The sequence below is a fragment of the Streptomyces sp. NPDC052496 genome (genome assembly GCF_040679095.1).
GTDB lineage: Bacteria > Actinomycetota > Actinomycetes > Streptomycetales > Streptomycetaceae > Streptomyces.
In genome coordinates this window covers 138,398-155,031 of record NZ_JBFAUH010000006.1, presented here as the reverse complement: position 1 = coordinate 155,031, position 16,634 = coordinate 138,398, and the positions used below count along the sequence as shown (strand labels likewise).

At 72.9% G+C, this 16,634-nt stretch carries 9 protein-coding genes; 2 read left to right on the top strand and 7 right to left on the bottom strand.

Annotated elements, in window-relative coordinates; genetic code table 11:
- Positions 1 to 16 precede the first annotated feature (16 nt).
- Together pyk and AB0L45_RS10930 are read right to left on the bottom strand one after the other, a co-directional pair.
- Positions 17 to 1,453 carry a pyruvate kinase gene (gene pyk, locus AB0L45_RS10935; RefSeq protein ID WP_365838302.1) on the bottom strand — a complete coding sequence of 479 codons (1,437 nt, stop codon included), beginning with the start codon at positions 1,451 to 1,453 and terminating at the stop codon, positions 17 to 19.
- Positions 1,454 to 1,598: 145 nt separating this feature from the next.
- Positions 1,599 to 2,312: an SIMPL domain-containing protein gene (locus AB0L45_RS10930; protein ID WP_365838300.1), complete on the bottom strand. Its 714-nt coding sequence runs from the start codon at positions 2,310 to 2,312 to the stop codon at positions 1,599 to 1,601.
- 196 nt (positions 2,313 to 2,508) lie between these two features.
- On the opposite strand from AB0L45_RS10930, the gene AB0L45_RS10925 reads away from it, so the two are divergent.
- A complete protein-coding gene (locus AB0L45_RS10925; protein ID WP_365838298.1) occupies positions 2,509 to 4,311 on the top strand; it encodes a 5'-nucleotidase C-terminal domain-containing protein in 1,803 nt (600 codons plus the stop codon).
- Positions 4,312 to 4,370: 59 nt separating this feature from the next.
- On the opposite strand, the gene AB0L45_RS10920 is transcribed toward AB0L45_RS10925, so the two are convergent.
- The 4 genes from AB0L45_RS10920 to AB0L45_RS10905 all read right to left on the bottom strand — a co-directional run bounded on the left by AB0L45_RS10920 (position 4,371) and on the right by AB0L45_RS10905 (position 11,368).
- Entirely contained in the window at positions 4,371 to 5,897 is a 1,527-nt protein-coding gene (locus AB0L45_RS10920; protein ID WP_365838296.1) for a SidA/IucD/PvdA family monooxygenase, read from the bottom strand.
- Positions 5,894 to 7,366: a pyridoxal-dependent decarboxylase gene (locus tag AB0L45_RS10915; RefSeq protein ID WP_365838294.1), complete on the bottom strand. Its 1,473-nt coding sequence runs from the start codon at positions 7,364 to 7,366 to the stop codon at positions 5,894 to 5,896. The genes AB0L45_RS10920 and AB0L45_RS10915 overlap by 4 nt, the downstream gene beginning before the upstream one ends.
- Before the next feature lie 344 nt (positions 7,367 to 7,710).
- Positions 7,711 to 10,353 carry an aminopeptidase N gene (pepN, locus tag AB0L45_RS10910; RefSeq protein WP_365838292.1) on the bottom strand — a complete coding sequence of 881 codons (2,643 nt, stop codon included), beginning with the start codon at positions 10,351 to 10,353 and terminating at the stop codon, positions 7,711 to 7,713.
- A gap of 139 nt (positions 10,354 to 10,492) precedes the next feature.
- Entirely contained in the window at positions 10,493 to 11,368 is an 876-nt protein-coding gene (locus tag AB0L45_RS10905; RefSeq protein ID WP_365838290.1) for an AraC family transcriptional regulator, read from the bottom strand.
- A 132-nt stretch (positions 11,369 to 11,500) separates the two neighbouring features.
- Between AB0L45_RS10905 and AB0L45_RS10900 the strand changes: the two genes are divergently transcribed.
- A complete protein-coding gene (locus AB0L45_RS10900) occupies positions 11,501 to 13,267 on the top strand; it encodes a beta-galactosidase family protein (RefSeq protein ID WP_365838288.1) in 1,767 nt (588 codons plus the stop codon).
- A 72-nt stretch (positions 13,268 to 13,339) separates the two neighbouring features.
- Here the strand turns inward: AB0L45_RS10900 and AB0L45_RS10895 are convergent, their stop codons facing one another.
- Positions 13,340 to 16,444 carry an endo-alpha-N-acetylgalactosaminidase family protein gene (locus AB0L45_RS10895; protein WP_365838575.1) on the bottom strand — a complete coding sequence of 1,035 codons (3,105 nt, stop codon included), beginning with the start codon at positions 16,442 to 16,444 and terminating at the stop codon, positions 13,340 to 13,342.
- Positions 16,445 to 16,634: the final 190 nt, after the last annotated feature.

Sequence of the window (16,634 nt, the reverse complement as noted above, 5' to 3'; positions counted from 1 at the left end):
GTGGTGAGGGTGGGGGTTACTTCGGGGTGTCGTCTTCGCCGATGTGGTGGACGCGGACGAGGTTGGTGGAGCCGGCGACGCCGGGTGGGGAGCCGGCGGTGATGATGACGACGTCGCCGCGTTCGCAGCGGCCGATGCGCAGGAGTTCTTCGTCGACCTGGGCGACCATTTCGTCGGTGGAGTCGACCTTGGGGCCGAGGAAGGTTTCGACGCCCCAGGTGAGGTTGAGCTGGGAGCGGGTGGCGGGTTCGGGGGTGAAGGCGAGGAGGGGGATGGGTGAGCGGTAGCGGGACAGGCGGCGGACGGTGTCGCCGGACTGGGTGAAGGCGACGAGGAACTTGGCGCCGAGGAAGTCGCCCATCTCGGCGGCGGCGCGGGCGACGGCGCCGCCCTGGGTGCGGGGTTTGTTGCGGTCGGTGAGCGGGGGCAGGCCCTTGGTGAGGATGTCCTCTTCGGCGGCGGCGACGATGCGGGCCATGGTGCGTACGGTTTCGGTGGCGTACTTGCCGACGCTGGTCTCGCCGGAGAGCATCACGGCGTCGGTGCCGTCGATGACGGCGTTGGCGACGTCGGAGGCTTCGGCGCGGGTGGGCCGGGAGTTCTCGATCATGGAGTCGAGCATCTGGGTGGCGACGATGACCGGCTTCGCATTGCGTTTGGCGAGTTTGATGGCGCGCTTCTGGACGATCGGGACCGTTTCCAGGGGCATTTCGACGCCGAGGTCGCCGCGCGCGACCATGATGCCGTCGAAGGCGGCGACGATGTCGTCGATCGCGTCGACGGCCTGGGGCTTTTCGACCTTGGCGATGACGGGTCGGAAGCAGTTCTCCTGGCGCATGATGCGGTGGACGTCGTCGATGTCGTCGCCGCTGCGGACGAAGGACAGGGCGATGATGTCGGCGCCGATGCGCAGGGCCCAGCGCAGGTCTTCGCAGTCCTTCTCGGAGAGGGCGGGTACGGAGACGGCGACGCCGGGGAGGTTGAGGCCCTTGTGGTCGGAGACCATGCCGCCTTCGACGACCTGGGTGTGGACCTCGGTGTCGCGGACGCCGGTGACCTGGAGGGTGACCTTGCCGTCGTCGACGAGGATGCGTTCGCCGGGGGTGACGTCGGCGGCGAGGCCTTCGTAGGTGGTGCCGCAGCGGTGGCGGTCGCCTTCGACGCCGGGGCGGACGGTGATGGTGAAGGCGTCGTCGCGTTCGAGAAGTACGGGGCCTTCGCGGAATCGGCCGAGTCGGATCTTCGGGCCTTGAAGATCGGCGAGGACGCCGACGCTGCGGCCGGTCTCCTCGGACGCTTTGCGTACCCGCTCGTACCGCGCCTCGTGGTCGGCGTAGGTGCCGTGGCTGAGGTTGAAGCGGGCTACGTCCATTCCGGCTTCGACGAGTGCCTTGATCTGCTCGTACGAGTCGGTGGCAGGTCCCAGTGTGCAGACGATCTTTGCTCGGCGCATGGTCCGACCCTACGACCTACTCATAGGTAGGGAACTGTGGGGAAGCGACTGCCCAACGGCCTTTGCGTGAAAGGCTCTTGACAAGTAGTTGAATGCGCGGGGCGGCGCTCCTATGAGCGGATGAGCGGGGCCCTGGCCGGTGGCGTCACAGGGTCGGGCGCGTCATGGTGAAGCGGGCGTTGATCTGCGCGTACACCTCTTGACGTGCGGGTTCGAGGTCGAGGGCGGGGGTGCTTTCGGCTGCGGCCGCGCCCCCGTAGGCGACGGAGCGGTACATGGCGCCGGGTGGCGGCATCGGCGTGGCGTCGTCGGCGCCGGTGTCGGCGAGTTCGAGGACGGCGTCCAGGCGGGCGCCGAGGGCTTCGGCGTATTCGCGGGCGCGCTGGACGGCTTCGTGCACGGCTTGCCGGCGGGCTTCGCGGTGGGCGGGTGAGTCGGGGCGCAGGGCCCACCAGGGGCCTTCGACGCGGGTGAGGTCGAGGTCGGCGAGGCGGGTGGTGAGTTCGCCGAGGGCGGTGAAGTCGGCGAGGGTGGCGGTGATGCGGACGCGTCCGTGGTAGGCGCGTACGCGTTCGTGGCGGCCCTTGGCGGTGATTTCCGGGGTGACGGAGAAGGCGCCGGTGTCGAGCTTCTCGACGGCGTCGCCGTAGCTCTTGACGAGGGTGAGGACCTGGTCGTTGCGGTGGGTGAGGTCCTTGAGGGTGGCGGTGCGGTCGGTGCCGCGGGCCTGGACGGTGATGTCGATGCGGGCGATCTCGGGGTCGGCTTCGATGCGGGCTTCGCCGCGGACGGCGAGGCGGGGCGCGTCGGGGGTGCCGTACGGGAGGGCGGCGGGCCGGGGGTCGGGGGCGTCGGTCATGGGGGCAGCCTGGCACGGGGGGCGGTGTTTGTCAGGGTGCGGCCGGGTGGGCGGTCATCTGATCGCAACCTGTGAGGGCTGTTGCGGGTGGGGCTGGTGAGCCAGAATCTACGCGCGTTGTCCTTGGATGTCGTGGTGGCCGCCGGTTCCGGCCGTCGCCGCGGTCCGCTGTCGTGTTTCGTCGAAGGAGATGTTCATGCCGCTCGGCCGTAGGAAGTTCCTGGGGAGTTCGGTCGCCACGGGCGCGGGGGCCGCGCTCATCGGTACGGCGGCGCCGTCGGCGGTGGCCGCTCCGGTGTCCGGCGGGGCGCGGCCCGCGCGGCGTTACGCCTTCACGGTCATGGGGACCACGGATCTGCACGGCAACGTCTTCAACTGGGATTACGCGGCCGACGCGGAATTCGACGACAAGGACCACAATGATGTGGGACTGGCGAAGATTTCCACGCTGGTGCGGCGGGTCCGGGAGGAGAAGGGCGCGCGGAATACGCTGCTGATCGACGCGGGTGACACGATTCAGGGTACGCAGTTGGCGTACTACTACGCGAAGGTCGATCCGATCACCGGTCCGAACGGTCCGGTGCATCCGATGGCGAAGGCGATGAACGCCATCGGCTATGACGCGGCGGCGCTCGGCAACCATGAGTTCAATTACGGTCTGGCGGTGCTGCGGAAGTTCGAGGAGAGCTGTGACTTTCCGCTGCTGGGGGCGAACGCGGTGGACGCGAAGTCGCTGCGGCCGGCGTTTCCGCCGTACTGGATGAAGCGGCTGCGTACGCCGTGCGGCGGGCAGGTGACGGTGGCGGTGCTGGGGCTGACGAATCCTGGCATCGCGATCTGGGACAAGGCGCATGTGCAGGGGAAGCTGGCGTTTCCCGGGCTGGAGGAGCAGGCGGCGAAGTGGGTGCCGAAGCTGCGGTCGATGGGCGCGGACGTGGTGATCGTGTCGGCGCATTCGGGGACGAGCGGCACGTCGTCGTACGGGGACCAGCTGCCGTACGTGGAGAACGCGGCGGCGCTGGTGGCGGAGCGGGTGCCGGGGATCGACGCGATTCTGGTGGGACACGCGCACGTGGAGGTGCCGGAGCGGCGGGTGGTCAATCGCGAGACCGGTCGTGAGGTGGTGCTGTCGGAGCCGTTGAAGTGGGGGCAGCGGCTGACGCTCTTCGACTTCGAGTTGGTGCGGTCGCGGGGGCGCTGGTCGGTGGATTCGGTGTCGGCGAAGGTGTTGAATTCCAATGCGGTGCCGGAGGATGTGCGGATCACGCGGCTGCTGCGTGCGGAGCAGCGGAAGGTGGTGGCGTACGTCAATCAGGTCATCGGGCGGTCGAAGGCGGAGATGACGGCCGCGGAGGCGCCGTACAAGGACACGCCGGTGCTGGATTTCATCGCGTTCGTCCAGGCGGAGGCGGTGCGGAAGGCGCTGGCGGGTGGTGAGTACGCGAAGCTGCCGGTGTTGTCGCAGGCTTCGTGTTTCTCGCGTTCGGCGACGGTGCCGGCGGGTGAGGTGACGATCCGGTCGATGGCGGCGCTGTATCCGTTCGACAATACGCTGGAGGCGCGGGTTTTGACCGGGAAGCAGTTGCGGGAGTATCTGGAGTTCTCCGCGCGGTATTACGTGCGGACGCCGGCGGGTGGTCCGGTCGATCCGGCGAAGCTGACGAACGCGGAGGGGATTCCGGATTACAACTACGACGCGGTGAGCGGGGTGTCGTACGAGATCGACATCGCGAAGGAGCCGGGGCGGCGGATCGGGAAGCTGTCGTTCGAGGGGAAGCCGGTGGCGGACGACGCGCGGTTCGTGCTGGCGGTGAACAACTACCGGGCGGGCGGTGGCGGCAATTTCCCGCATGTGGCGAAGGCGCCGCAGGTGTGGTCGACGTCGGAGGAGATCCGCAACGTGATCATCGGGTGGGTGAAGGAGACCGGGGAGATCGACGGGGCGCGGTTCGCGTCGGTGGACTGGCGGCTGACCCGGGACGGGGTGCCGGTGTTCTGATTCCGGCGCGGTGCGCGGCGGCCCAGGTGTCCGTAGGGGCGGAGCCTGGGCCGGGCGGGTCAGGGGTTTTCGATGAGGGTGGAGTTGGGGCGGGGGATGTCGGTGAGGGTGCGGGGTGGGGAGGGGCGCAGGCCGAAGGTGGTGAAGGCGGTGCGGGTGGGGAGGGGGTAGGTGGTGGTGTCGGTGAGGGAGTTGAGGATGGTGGCGCTGCGCCAGGCGGAGAGGCCGAGGTCGGGGGTACCGACGCCGTGGGTGTGGTGTTCGGCGTGCTGGACGTAGACGGAGCCGGTGACGCAGGGGTCCAGCAGGAGGCGCTGGTCGGTGTCGATCCGGGGGCGTCCGGCGGCGTCCCGGCGCATGTAGGGGTCGAGGGCGGCGAGCAGGGTGTCGGTGCGGCCTTCGCGGTAGCCGGTGGCGAGGACGACGGCGTCGGTGGTCAGGCGGGAGCGGGCGCCCTGGTGGGGGTGGTCGAGGTGGAGTTCGACCTTGGTGGTGCCGACGCGGCCGGCGGTGCGGACGGTGACGCCGGGGGTGAGGGTGGCGTCGGGCCAGCCACCGTGCAGGGTGCGGCGGTAGAGCTCGTCGTGGATGGCGGCGAGGGTGGCGTGGTCGATGCCTTTGTAGAGCTGCCACTGGCCGGGGAGGAGCTGGTCGCGTACGGGTTCGGGGAGGGCGTGGAAGTAGCGGGTGTAGTCGGGGGTGAAGTGTTCGAGGCCGAGTTTGCTGTATTCCATGGGGGCGAAGGCGGCGGTGCGGGCGAGCCAGTGGAGGCCTTCGCGGCCGGTGGGGCGGGCGCGCAGCAGGTCGAGGAAGACTTCGGCGCCGGACTGGCCGGCGCCGATGACGGTGATGTGTTCGGCGGTGAGCAGGCGTTCGCGGTGGGCGAGGTAGTCGGCGGCGTGCAGGACGGGGACGGCGGGGGCGTCGACGAGGGGCTTGAGGGGGTCGGGTACGTAGGGGACGGTGCCGACGCCGAGGGCGAGGTTGCGGGCGTGGGTGCGGCCGAGGGCTTCGGCTTCGCCGTCCTCGCCGAGCTGGGTGTAGTCGACTTCGAAGGCGTCGCGGTCGCTGTTCCAGCGGACGGCGTCGACCTGGTGGCGGAAGTGCAGGCCGGGGAGGTTTTCGCTGACCCAGCGGCAGTAGGCGTCGTATTCGGCGCGGTGGATGTGGAAGCGTTCGGCGAAATAGAAAGGGAACAGGCGTTCGCGGTGTTTGAGGTAGTTGAGGAAGGTCCAGGGGCTGGCGGGGTCGGCGAGGGTGACGAGGTCGGCGAGGAAGGGGACTTGGAGGGTGGCGTCCTCGATGAGGAGGCCGGGGTGCCAGTGGAAGGCGGGGCGCTGGTCGTAGAAGGCGGTGCGCAGGTGGGTGAGGGGCTGGGCGAGGGCGGCGAGGGAGAGGTTGAAGGGGCCGATGCCGATGCCGGCGAGGTCCAGTGGCCGGTCGGGGTCGGTGGAGGGCCGGGCGGTGGCGCGTTCGGGGTCGGGGAGCCGGGTGCTGGTGGTGCCGGGGCCGGCGGGGGCGGGGCGTCCGGGGTCCGGGGACGGCAGTTGGAGGGTGATGGCTTCGGCGTGGGGGGTGGTGCTCATCGGGGGGTGTGGCCTTCCACGAGTTTGAGGAGCGAGGCGAGGTCGTCGGTGGTGGTGTAGGGGTTGAGGAGGGTGGCCTTGAGCCAGAGGCCGGTGGGGGTGGCGGCGCGGCCGAGGACGGCGCGGCCGCGGTGCAGGAGGCGGCGGCGGATGGTGGCGACGGTGGTGTCGTCGGCTCCGGTGGGGCGGAAGAGGACGGTGCTGAGGGTGGGGCGGGAGTGGAGCTCGTAGGCGGGGTGGTCGTCGATGAGGCCGGCGAGGGTGTGCGCGGCGGCGAGGGTGCGGTCGACGAGGTCGGCGAGCCCCGTACGGCCGAGGGCCTGGAGGGTGACGGCCATCTTGAGGATGTCGGGGCGGCGGGTGGTGCGCAGGGAGCGGCCGAGGAGGTCGGGGAGGCCGGCTTCGGTGTCGTCGTCGGCGTTGAGGTAGGCGGCGCGGTGGGTGAGCGGGGCGAGATCGGCGGCGCGGGGGACGGCGAGGAGGCCGGCGGCGACCGGTTGCCAGCCGAGTTTGTGCAGGTCGAGGGTGACGGTGTGGGCGCGGTGGAGGCCGTCGAGGAGGGTGCGGTGGGTGGTGCTGAAGAGGACGGGGCCGCCGTAGGCCGCGTCGACGTGCAGGCGGGCGCCGTGGGTGCGGGTGAGGTCGGCGAGGGCGGGGAGCGGGTCGATGGCGCCGGTGTCGGTGGTGCCCGCGGTGGCACAGACGAGGACGGGGGCGCCGGGGGTGCCGGGGTGGCAGAGGCCGGTGAGGGCGGTGTGGAGGGTGTGGGGGTCGAGGGTGCCGTCGGGGGTGGGGAGGGTGAGGGGTTCGGGGAGGCCGAGGAGCCAGGCGGCGCGGTGGATGCTGTGGTGGGCGTTGGCGCCGCAGACGACGCGCAGGGGCTCGGTGTGGCGGGTGCGGGCGTGTTCGCGGGCGAGGAGGAGGCCGAGTTGGTTGGACTCGGTGCCGCCGGTGGTGACGAGGGCGTCGGGCTGTTCGTCCTCGTGGGTGCGTCCGGGGCCGGTGGGGGCGTCGGGGCCGTACGGGCGGGGGGTGCCGTCGGGGCCGTACGGGTGGACGAGGGCGGCGAGTTCGCGGGCCGTGCGGGCTTCGAGGGCGGAGGCGGCGGGGGCCTGGTCCCAGGAGTCCATGGACGGGTTGAGGGCGGCGGCGGCCAGGTCGGCCGCGGCGGCGAGGGCCAGCGGCGGGCAGTGCAGGTGGGCCGCGCAGTGCGGGTCGGCGGGGTCGGCGGCGCCTTCGGCGAGGGCGTGGACGAGGGCGCGCAGCGCCGCGTGCGGGCCGCGGCCGGTTTCCGGGAGGACGGGCCCGGTGGCTTCCCGGAGCCGCGCGGCGACGCGGCCGGGGCCGCCGGCGGGCAGCGGCCCGCCCCTGGCTTCCGCACCGTCGCGCAGAGCGTCGAGGACGGTGCCGAGGAGGGGCCGCAGGGCGTCGGGGCCTGCGGCTCCGCCGGCGAGGGGCGGGGTGTTCATGGGCAGTCCTTCGGGTGCGCGACAGCGGGCACACCACAGACTGGCCGGGGCCGGGTGGCGGACCTGCCGTGCTGGGCGAGCTCAACCCGAAAGGGGTACCCAGGTGCTGGGCGGGGCGGTGGTGATCGGATTGCCTGCTATGCAGTCCGTAGGGTCTGTACGTACGTCGGCCCGCTCGGGGCCGGAAGGGGCGGCAGGGCTGGAACCGGAGGGGTGGCGGGGCCAGGGTCGAGAGGGTGGCACGGCCGGGTCAGGGGGGCGCGTGCCGGATCCTTTTCTCCCGGTCACGCGCCCGCGTGCGCGCCCCGCACCACCGGGCCCGCTGTCGCCCCGTAGGCCGGCCGCTACGCGCCCCGTACCCGCAGTGCCCTCCTCAGGTCGTCGAGCTGGTCGATGAGCTTGCGGCGCAGGGCCGGGGACGGGCCGGCGGTCCGCAGGCACTCCTCGCCCAGTTCGAGGGTGGTGGTGTCGACGAACGGTGTGGGGAAGGCGTAGCGGCCGGCGGAGTCGGCGAGGGCGGGGCCGCGGCGGGTGGCGAGGGCCGTCGCGGCGGGGAAGTAGCGGCCCACGTACGGGCGCACGAGGTCGAGCTGTTCGGGGGCCCAGAAGCCGGTGGCGGTGGCGTTGAAGAGGTAGTTGGACAGGTCGGTGTGCTCGTCGGTGGTGAACAGGGCGTCCCAGGCGGCCTGTTTGGCGGCCGGGTCGGGCAGGGCCGCACGGCAGGTGGCGGCGCCCTGGCGGCCGGTGGCGCTGGGGTCGCGGGCCAGTTCGTCCTCGATGGCGGCGGGGGTGGTGGCGCCGAGGACGGCGAGCCGGCCGAGGATGCGCCAGCGCAGCTCGGGGTCGAGGACGGGGCCGCCGGGCACGCTGCCGCCGGAGAGCCAGTCCTGTATGCCGTCGGGGGTGGTGGCGCAGTCGATGAAGGTGCGGACGGCGGCCAGGCGCAGTCCTTGGCCGTCGCCGTTCTCGGAGCCTTCGGTGCGGCGCAGGATGTCGCGGGCGATGGTGCTGAGGGTGTTCAGGGCGGCGGGCCGGTCGGCGGCGGGGAGGTAGCGGTCGGCGATCTGGGTGCGGGCGAAGGCGAGGGCGCCGGAGACCACGGCGATGTCGGTCTCGTACGGGAGGTGGGCGCGGGCGGCGTCCAGGTAGGCGGCGGGCAGCAGTTCGCCGTCGCGGACCATGTCGCGGGCGGCGTTCCAGACGACGGCGCGGGTGAGGGGGTCGGGCAGGCCGGAGAGCGCTTCGCGGACCGTGTCCCAGGACATGGGGTCGAGGCGGACCTTGGCGTAGGTGAGGTCGCCGTCGTTGAGGAGGACCAGGGCGGGGCGGGGGCCGGGCGCGGTGTGGAGGCGCTGCGAGGTGGTGCCCCGTGTGCCGGTGTCGGCGGGCGGCGCGGGGCGGGGCTCGCCGGGAGCCGGTGCGGCGACGTGTTCCGGGTGGCCCGGCCTGCCCAGCTGTTCCGGCTGCCCTGGGCGGTCCGCCGCCGGTATGTCCCAGGCGAGGTGGTCGCGCGCGACGAGGCGGGCGGTGTCGGTGGGGTCGCGGTCGTACAGCCCGGCCGTCAGGTGGTGCGGGCGGCTGCCGTCCCGGTCGACGCGCAGGGTCCAGCCGCCGTCGGGTGCGGTGCCGAGGGCGGGGGTGAGGGTGTCGACGCCGGTGGTGCGCAGCCAGTCGGCGGCCCAGGCGTGCACGTCGCGGTCGGTGGCCTGGGCGAGGGAGTCGACGAAGTCGGCGAGGGTGGCGTTGCCGAAGCGGTGGCGGGTGATGTGGTCGTTGACGCCGGCGAGGAAGTCCTTCTCGCCCATCCAGGCGACGAGCTGGCGCAGCGCGGAGGCGCCCTTGGCGTAGGAGATGCCGTCGAAGTTGAGGAGGGCCGATTCGGTGTCGGGCACGTCCTCGGGGGCGGGGGCGACGGGGTGGGTGGAGGGGCGCTGGTCGGCGTCGGAGCCCCAGCCCTTGCGGGTGATGGCGAAGTCGGTCCAGGTGTCGGTGAAGCGGGTGGCTTCGGAGAGGACCTGGTAGCCCATGTACTCGGCGAAGGACTCGTTGAGCCAGATGTCGTCCCACCACTGGAGGGTGACGAGGTCGCCGAACCACATGTGGGCCATCTCGTGGGCGATGATCACGCCGCGCACCTGGCGCTCGGTGTCGGTGACCGCGGAGCGGAAGACGTATTCCTCGCGGAAGGTGACCAGGCCGGGGTTCTCCATGGCGCCCGCGTTGAACTCGGGCACGAAGGCCTGGTCGTAGGAGTCGAAGGGGTACGGCTCGTCGAAGAGGGCGTGGAAGCGGTCGTAGCAGCGGCGGGTGATGTCGAAGATCTCTTCGGCGTCCGCGGTCAGGTGGGGGGCCAGGGAGCGGCGGCAGTGGAGGCCGAAGGGCAGCCCGGCGTGTTCGGTGCGGACGGTGTGCCAGGGGCCGGCGGCGACGGCGACGAGGTAGGTGCTGATGGGCGGGGTGGCGGCGAGGTCCCAGCGGTTCGTCTCGCCGTCCTGGCGGGTGGCGGTGCCGTTGCCGAGGACGGTCCAGCCGGCGGGCGCGGTGACGGTCAGCTCGAAGACGGCCTTCAGGTCGGGCTGGTCGAAGGCGGTGAAGAGGCGCTGGGCGTCGTCCAGGAAGAGCTGGGTGTAGACGTAGCTCTCGCCGTCGGCGGGGTCGGTGAAGCGGTGCATGCCCTCGCCGGTGCGGGAGTAGGACATGAGTGCTTCGACGCGGAGTTCGTGGTCGCCTTCGGTGAGGCCGGGCAGCGGCAGGCGGTTGCCGTCCAGGGTGGCCGGGTCGAGGGGGTGCCCGTCGAGGGTGGCGGAGCGCAGCTCGTGGGCTTTGACTTCGATGAAGGTGTCGCCGGGGGTGCGCGCACTGAAGCGGACGGCCGTGCGGGACACGAAGTGGTCGGGGCCGTGGGTGAGGTCGAGGTCGATCGCGTAGCGGTGGACGTCGAGGAGTCGGGCTCGGGTCTGCGCCTCGTCGCGCGTCAGTGCGGGCATGTCCTCATGCTGCCGTACGGCACTGACACCGCGCACTCGACATCTCTCTTTTCCCGGTCGGCGCGCCCGGTACGTGCTTCGCTCGCCCCGTGCGTGCGGCGCGTTGCCGTCGTGCGGCGCGCTCCCGGGCGCCGTCGTCTCAGCCGATGCGCGGCGGATCGTCGGGGTCCGGTACGCGGGTGGACCAGCCGCCGGGGACGCTGTGGCCCTGGCGGGCGCGGAAGCGGGCGGGTGCGGTGCCGACGCGGCGGGTGAACAGGCGGCTGAAGTAGGCCGGGTCGGTGTAGCCGACGCGGCGGGCGACGGCGGCGACGGGGAGTTCGGTGGCGGTGAGGAGTTCCTTGGCGTGGCCGAGGCGGACGGCCAGGAGGTAGTCCTTGGGGCTGCAGCCGGCGCCGCGGCGTACGGCGGTGCGCAGGGCGGCGGGGGTCATGCCGTGGCGGGCGGCGTGCTCGGCGACGGACAGGGGCAGGAACGCGTCGCGGGCGAGGGCCTGGAGTACGGGGTCGCCGTCCGCGTCGGTATCGGCGCGGGCGCGGCGCAGGGCGACGAGGAGTTCGTGGACGGCGGCGGCGGTCTCGACCTCCAGGAGGGGGTTGCCGCGGCGGGCGGCGCGGGTGATGCGGCCGATGGCGGTGCGGGCGGCGGCGGTGTCGGCGAGCGGGACGAGGGGGCGGTCGGGTTCGATGTAGCCGAGTTCGGTGTAGGTGGTGGTGGCGGGGCCGGTGAAGTCGACGAAGCTCTCGTCCCAGCCGGTGTGCGGGTCGGCGCCGTAGTGGTGGGTGACGCCGGGGACCAGCCACAGCAGGGCGGGCGCGGTGACGGGGGTGCGGGTGCCGTCGGGGGTGGTGAACCAGCCGTGGCCGGCGCGGACGACGACGGCGACGTGGTGGTCGAGGACGCGTGGGCCGACGGGTGGCAGGGTGCCGTGCTGGAGTCCGACGCCGAGGCACACCAGGCCGAGCCGGTGGTGGGCCGGGCTCGGTGTGAAGTACCGCATCCAGGTGTGGTACATGCGGGCCCCTTCCCGTGCTGCCGACGGCGGTCGCGGCCGGTTCCGTCCAATCAGCGTCGATCTTTGTCCATGGACCCGTGTGCCGCCAGGGGTGAGGGTGGGCGCGGGACTGAAGGGCGGAGGGGTGGGCGCGTGGGTGAGTTCGTGGTGGGCGGGCGTGACTTCGAGCGGGACGGGCGGCCGGTGCGGCTGCTGTCGGGAGCCCTGCACTACTTCCGGGTGCACGAGGCGCAGTGGGGGGACCGGCTGGCGATGCTGCGCGCCATGGGTCTGAACTGCGTGGAGACGTACGTGCCCTGGAATCTGCACGAGCCGCGGCCCGGCGCGTACCGGGATCCGGGGGCGTTGGGCCGCTTCCTGGACGCGGTGTCGGCGGCGGGGCTGCTCGCGCTGGTCAGGCCGGGTCCGTACATCTGCGCGGAGTGGGAGAACGGCGGGTTGCCGCACTGGCTGACCGGCCCGCTGGGGCGGCGGGTGCGGACCCGCGATCCGGAGTTTCTGCGGGCGGTGGACGCGTGGTTCGGGCGGCTGCTGCCGCAGGTGGTGGCGCGGCAGTACGACCGTGGCGGTCCGGTGGTGATGGTGCAGGTGGAGAACGAGTACGGGTCGTACGGCAGCGACCGGGCGTACCTGGCGCACCTGGTGGACCTGTTGCGGGGTCTCGGCGTGCGCGTGCCGCTGTTCACCTCGGACGGTCCGGAGGACCACATGCTCACCGGGGGTTCCGTGCCGGGTGTCCTGGCCACGGCCAACTTCGGTTCCGGGGCGCGGGAGGCGTTCGCGGCGCTGCGCCGGCATCAGCCGGACGGGCCGCTGATGTGCATGGAGTTCTGGTGCGGGTGGTTCTCCCACTGGGGTGACACGCCGGTGACGCGCTCCCCGGAGGAGGCGGCGGAGGCGCTTCGGGAGGTCCTGGAGTGCGGCGGTTCGGTCAACGTCTACATGGCGCACGGGGGGACGAACTTCGGGGGCTGGGCGGGGGCGAATCGTTCCGGCGAACTGCACGGCGGGGCGTTGCGGCCCACCGTGACGTCGTACGACTACGACGCGCCGGTCGATGAACGCGGCCGCCCCACCGAGAAGTTCCACCGCTTCCGCGAGGTGCTGGCCGCGTACGCGCCGGGCCCGCTGCCCGGCATTCCCGAGCCGCAGCCGGTGCTCCCCGCCCCCGTACAGGCCGTCCCCGGCGGCTGGGCGGCGCTCCCGGACGTCCTGGACGTGCTCGGCGGCCCGGAGGTGGCGTCGGGGGTACCGCCGGCCTTCGAGGAGCTGGACGTGGACCGGGGCGTGGTCCGTTACCGCTTCGAGGTGCCGGGGCCGCGCGGGCCGCTCCCGCTGCGGGTGACGGGGCTGCGCGACGTGGCGGTGCCGTACGTGGACGGGGTGCGCGGGCCGACGCTGTTCCAGGAGGAGGCGGAGATCGGCGCGGCGGTGGCCGGGCCCGCCACCGTGGAGCTGTGGGTGGAGTCGCTGGGGCGCGTGAACTACGGGCCGCGGCTGGCGGAGCCGAAGGGCGTCACGGGCGGGGTGCTGCACGAGCGGCAGTACGTGCACGGCGTACGGGCGCGGGGGCTGCGGCTGGACGCGCTGGAGGACGCGGCGGCGGTGCGGCGGGTGCCGTTCCGGAGCGCCGGCGGCGGGCTGCCGGGCCTCTACCGGGCCACTCTCTCCGTCCCCTCCCCCGGTGACGCCGCCCTCGAACTGCCTGGCTGGTCGCGCGGTTTCGCCTGGCTGAACGGTTTCTGCCTGGGCCGCTACTGGGCGGCCGGGCCGCAGCACACCCTGTTCGTCCCCGGCCCGGTGCTGCGCCCGGGCGCCAACGAGCTGCTCCTGCTGGAGCTGGAGGGCGCCCCCGCTCTTGAGGGGGAGCGGGCAGGGGCGCCCCGTCTGGTGCCCTGACGCGTCAGTCTGCCGCGCCCGGGCGGACCGGGCCACGGTGCGGGCGCGCCGTTCCCCGGGGCCCGGCGCCCGTCAGACTTCCCGCACCTCGAAGGTGTCCAGGACGAACTCCGCCTTCCCGTCGCCGCCCGTCTTGCGCAGCCCCACCCACACCTCACCGCTCTCCGGGGCGGTGAACTCGTAGGTGTGGGTGGCGGGCCGGGTGGCGGCGGGCAGCGGGGTGCGGCTCAGTTCGCGGGCGGCCGGTTCGTCGGCGGCCGTGATCCAGGCGTACTGGCCGGCCTTCTCGTTCTCGTAGCGGAAGGTGACCCGGTAGCGGCGGCCGGGGAGGAAGCGCGCGGTGTGCGGCACGGTCCGGTAGACCAGTCCCTCGTTCTCGCCGCGGGACTTCAGGGACTGGCCGCCGTCGACGACGTCGTCGACGGCCTTGCCGTTCCAGCCGCGCTGGGTGAAGGGGGCGTGCCGCTGTGCGATGTGCGTTCGTGGGTCGGTGACCCGGCCCGCGTCGCCCTTGACGAAGGGGCCCCAGCCCTGCGGTACGTGCTCGAAGTCCTCGTACGCGACGGTGCCGGGCCGGTGCGTGGGAACTGCCGGGACCACCCGCACGTTGTCGAAGCGAACACGGGGCGTACCTGCCGCGACACCGAGGGTGAGGGTGACGGGGCCGCCGCCCTCGGGGACGGTGAAGGGGGTGAACATCCGCTGGAAGCGGGTGCCGTGCTTGCGGTCCGCGGCGACGAAGTTGCCGGCGGTGGAGGTCTCGGTCCAGTTGGCGGCCGTGACGCCGTCACCGGTGCGTACCTCCAGTGTGGCCCGGCGGCGCTCCCCCGGTCGCGCGCCGACCTCGACCTGCACGGAGGCCGCGTAGGTGCCGGGTGCCAGGCGGGTGAGCCGCCGGCCGACGGCTGCCGCGCCGCCGGCGCCGACGACCAACTCGTAGTCGCCCAGCGGGCTCATTTCGACCGTGGCAGGCCCGCTGACCTGCCAGGCGTCGAGGTTGCCGGAGTGGAAGCCGGGGTCGGCGAGCGGCGTGCCCTCGCCCCAGCCGGGCCCGCTCCCCTGCCCCCAGCCCCGGCCGCCCTGGGCCGGTGCGGGCTTGCGGTAGAGGACGTACGGCTGTCCGGGCGCGGCGGTGACGGTGACCTTCCCGCCGTGTACGGTCAGCCGCTGCGGACGGCTGCGGCCCTGGTCGGTGAGCCGGTAGGCGTACACGCTGCGGCTGCCCGACCAGCCGCGCGGCAGCGTCCAGGTGGTCGTGCCGCCCGCGGGGTGGTAGTGGTAGAGCTTCTCGGGGTCGGTGGCGCGGCGTGGTTCCCAGGGCAGCAGGTAGCTGCCGCCGTCGTACACGAGCCGTCCGTCGGTGGTGATGCGGCGGGTGCCGCCGGTGTCCGTGACGGTGGTGGCGGTCGGTCCCTCGAAGGTGATCTCGTGGTCGCGCCAGGTGCGGATCGGGTACGCCTGGAGGTACTTGGCGGGCAGCGCGTCCACCCAGATGATCTTGTAGAAGGCGTGCCAGTCGGTCTTGCCGACCCAGCCCTCGAAGTTGCCCATGCGGGCGCCGCCGAGCAGCGTGGGCCACTTGTTCGCGAACACGTCCTTCTGGTGGTTGCGGACGAAGCGGATGAGCCGGGAGTTGATGCCGCGCGAGCTGTCGCCGCCGTAGTCCGTCTCGTTGGCCCAGTGTGCCCACAGGGCGGAGCGCTCCAGGCCGTGGCCCCATTCGGTGGTCACCTGCCAGCCCTGGGCGCGCAGGTGGCGCTGGAGGCGGTCGGAGTTCCAGCCGGACTCGCGGAAGACGTCGATGTAGAGGGTGTTCAGGGCGGGGTCGGTCTCCTCGCGCAGCTGCCGGAAGCGGCGGACGATGTCGCCGCTGACCAGGTCGCGGCGGGCGTCGATGCGGTAGGACTGGTCGAGCCAGTCCCACTGCGCGTCGTTCTTGTCGACGAGGGTCTCGGAGAAGGCGTGCGCGACGGGGTACGACTCGGTGGCGTTGACGTGGACGGCGAAGTCGCTGTGCCACCGCTTCCCGGCGCGCAGCAGCGTGTTGAGGTCGGCGAGTCCGCCCGCGCGCTGGTTGTGGTTGCCGCCGTAGTCGGGGTGGGCGGAGTCGTGGCCTTCGGACTGGTAGCCCTTCAGGAGCGTGAACTGCCGCAGCCCGTCGGTGGCCAGCGCGATCCGCTTGACGTTGTCGAGGGTGGCCAGGAAGGGGTTGGTGGCCTGGCTGGCGAAGTTGAAGGGAATGTGGGCGACGACGCGCAGGTGCTGTTCGTCGGCGCCGAGCGGACTGACCATGATGTCGCGCAGCGCGATGGCGGCGTCCTGCCAGTCGGCGGTGCCGTCACCGTTGCGGTCGCGGGTGAGGATGACGGTGGCGTACGGCAGGGGCTCGGTGTCGTGCAGCGGCGCGGTGGCCGCGCGGTGGGTCCACTGGCCGCAGCCGAGGCGCGCGAAGCGGTGGCCGCCGCTCGCCGTGGTCTGCCGCCACAGCCGCCCGTTTTCCCAGGTGGTGGCGCCGCTGGGCCGGTCGTACACGGTGTTGGTCTCGATGGCGGCGGCCAGCCGGCCGGTGGCGGCGACCGCGTACGCGCAGCCGGCGGGCGCGGCGTCCACGGGCGTGCCGGGCGTGAGCTGGACGAGGGTGTCGCCGCTCCGGGCCTGGTCCAGGTCGATGCGCGCGGCGAGGAGGGCGGCGCCCGGCTGGTCGCTGCGCACGCTCAGCAGGGCGAGCCCGGGGACCTGGAGCGTGCCGACGCGGCAGGCCGGGGTGTCGGCGATCCTGGTGACGCGCCAGTCGACGCGCCATCCCCTGACGGTGATCTCGGTGTCGATCTCGGTACCGCCGTCGAAGGCGAGGGTGTAGGCGATACGGCCGGCGGCGGGGCGGGAGGAGACCCGGGGCGTGCGGGCGATGCCGTCGACGAGGATCTGGGTGACCGGGTCGGGCTGGCCGTACAGGACGGCGCCGGTGCCGCGGTCGGTGTAGGAGAGGACGCGGGGGAAGGCGGTGTCGACGCGCACCTCCAGCGCGTCGGACTGCAGGACCGCCTCACCGGCGCGGGTCTTCGGCAGCGGGCCGGCGCTCGTACCGGTACCGGTGCTGCGGCTGTCCGCGTACGCGCTGCCGCCGCCGAGCGGCAGGGCGCCGGCGAGCCCGGCGAGCGCGGTGCCGACGACGATCTTCCTGCGGGTGGGGCCGGGTTCCGGGGCATCCGGGGCGGCCGCGCCCGCCGGTTCCCGGGTGTCCGCCGGTTCGCTCGCGCCCGCCGGTGCTGGTTCGCCGGCCGGCCGCCCCGTTCCTGTCGGTCCGTTCACGCGCGCTCTCCGTCCTTCGCACCGGCTCTGTCCGTCGCGGGCCAGGGTCCTGGGT

Bases quoted from the DNA above. Each gene is read 5' to 3' on its own strand.
- AB0L45_RS10915 (WP_365838294.1), bottom strand. From the start codon at position 7,366: ATGAACACCCCGCCCCTCGCCGGCGGAGCCGCAGGCCCCGACGCCCTG.
- AB0L45_RS10920 (WP_365838296.1), bottom strand. From the start codon at position 5,897: ATGAGCACCACCCCCCACGCCGAAGCCATCACCCTCCAACTGCCGTCC.
- pyk (WP_365838302.1), bottom strand. From the start codon at position 1,453: ATGCGCCGAGCAAAGATCGTCTGCACACTGGGACCTGCCACCGACTCG.
- AB0L45_RS10930 (WP_365838300.1), bottom strand. From the start codon at position 2,312: ATGACCGACGCCCCCGACCCCCGGCCCGCCGCCCTCCCGTACGGCACC.
- AB0L45_RS10905 (WP_365838290.1), bottom strand. From the start codon at position 11,368: ATGTACCACACCTGGATGCGGTACTTCACACCGAGCCCGGCCCACCAC.
- pepN (WP_365838292.1), bottom strand. From the start codon at position 10,353: ATGCCCGCACTGACGCGCGACGAGGCGCAGACCCGAGCCCGACTCCTC.
- AB0L45_RS10925 (WP_365838298.1), top strand. From the start codon at position 2,509: ATGCCGCTCGGCCGTAGGAAGTTCCTGGGGAGTTCGGTCGCCACGGGC.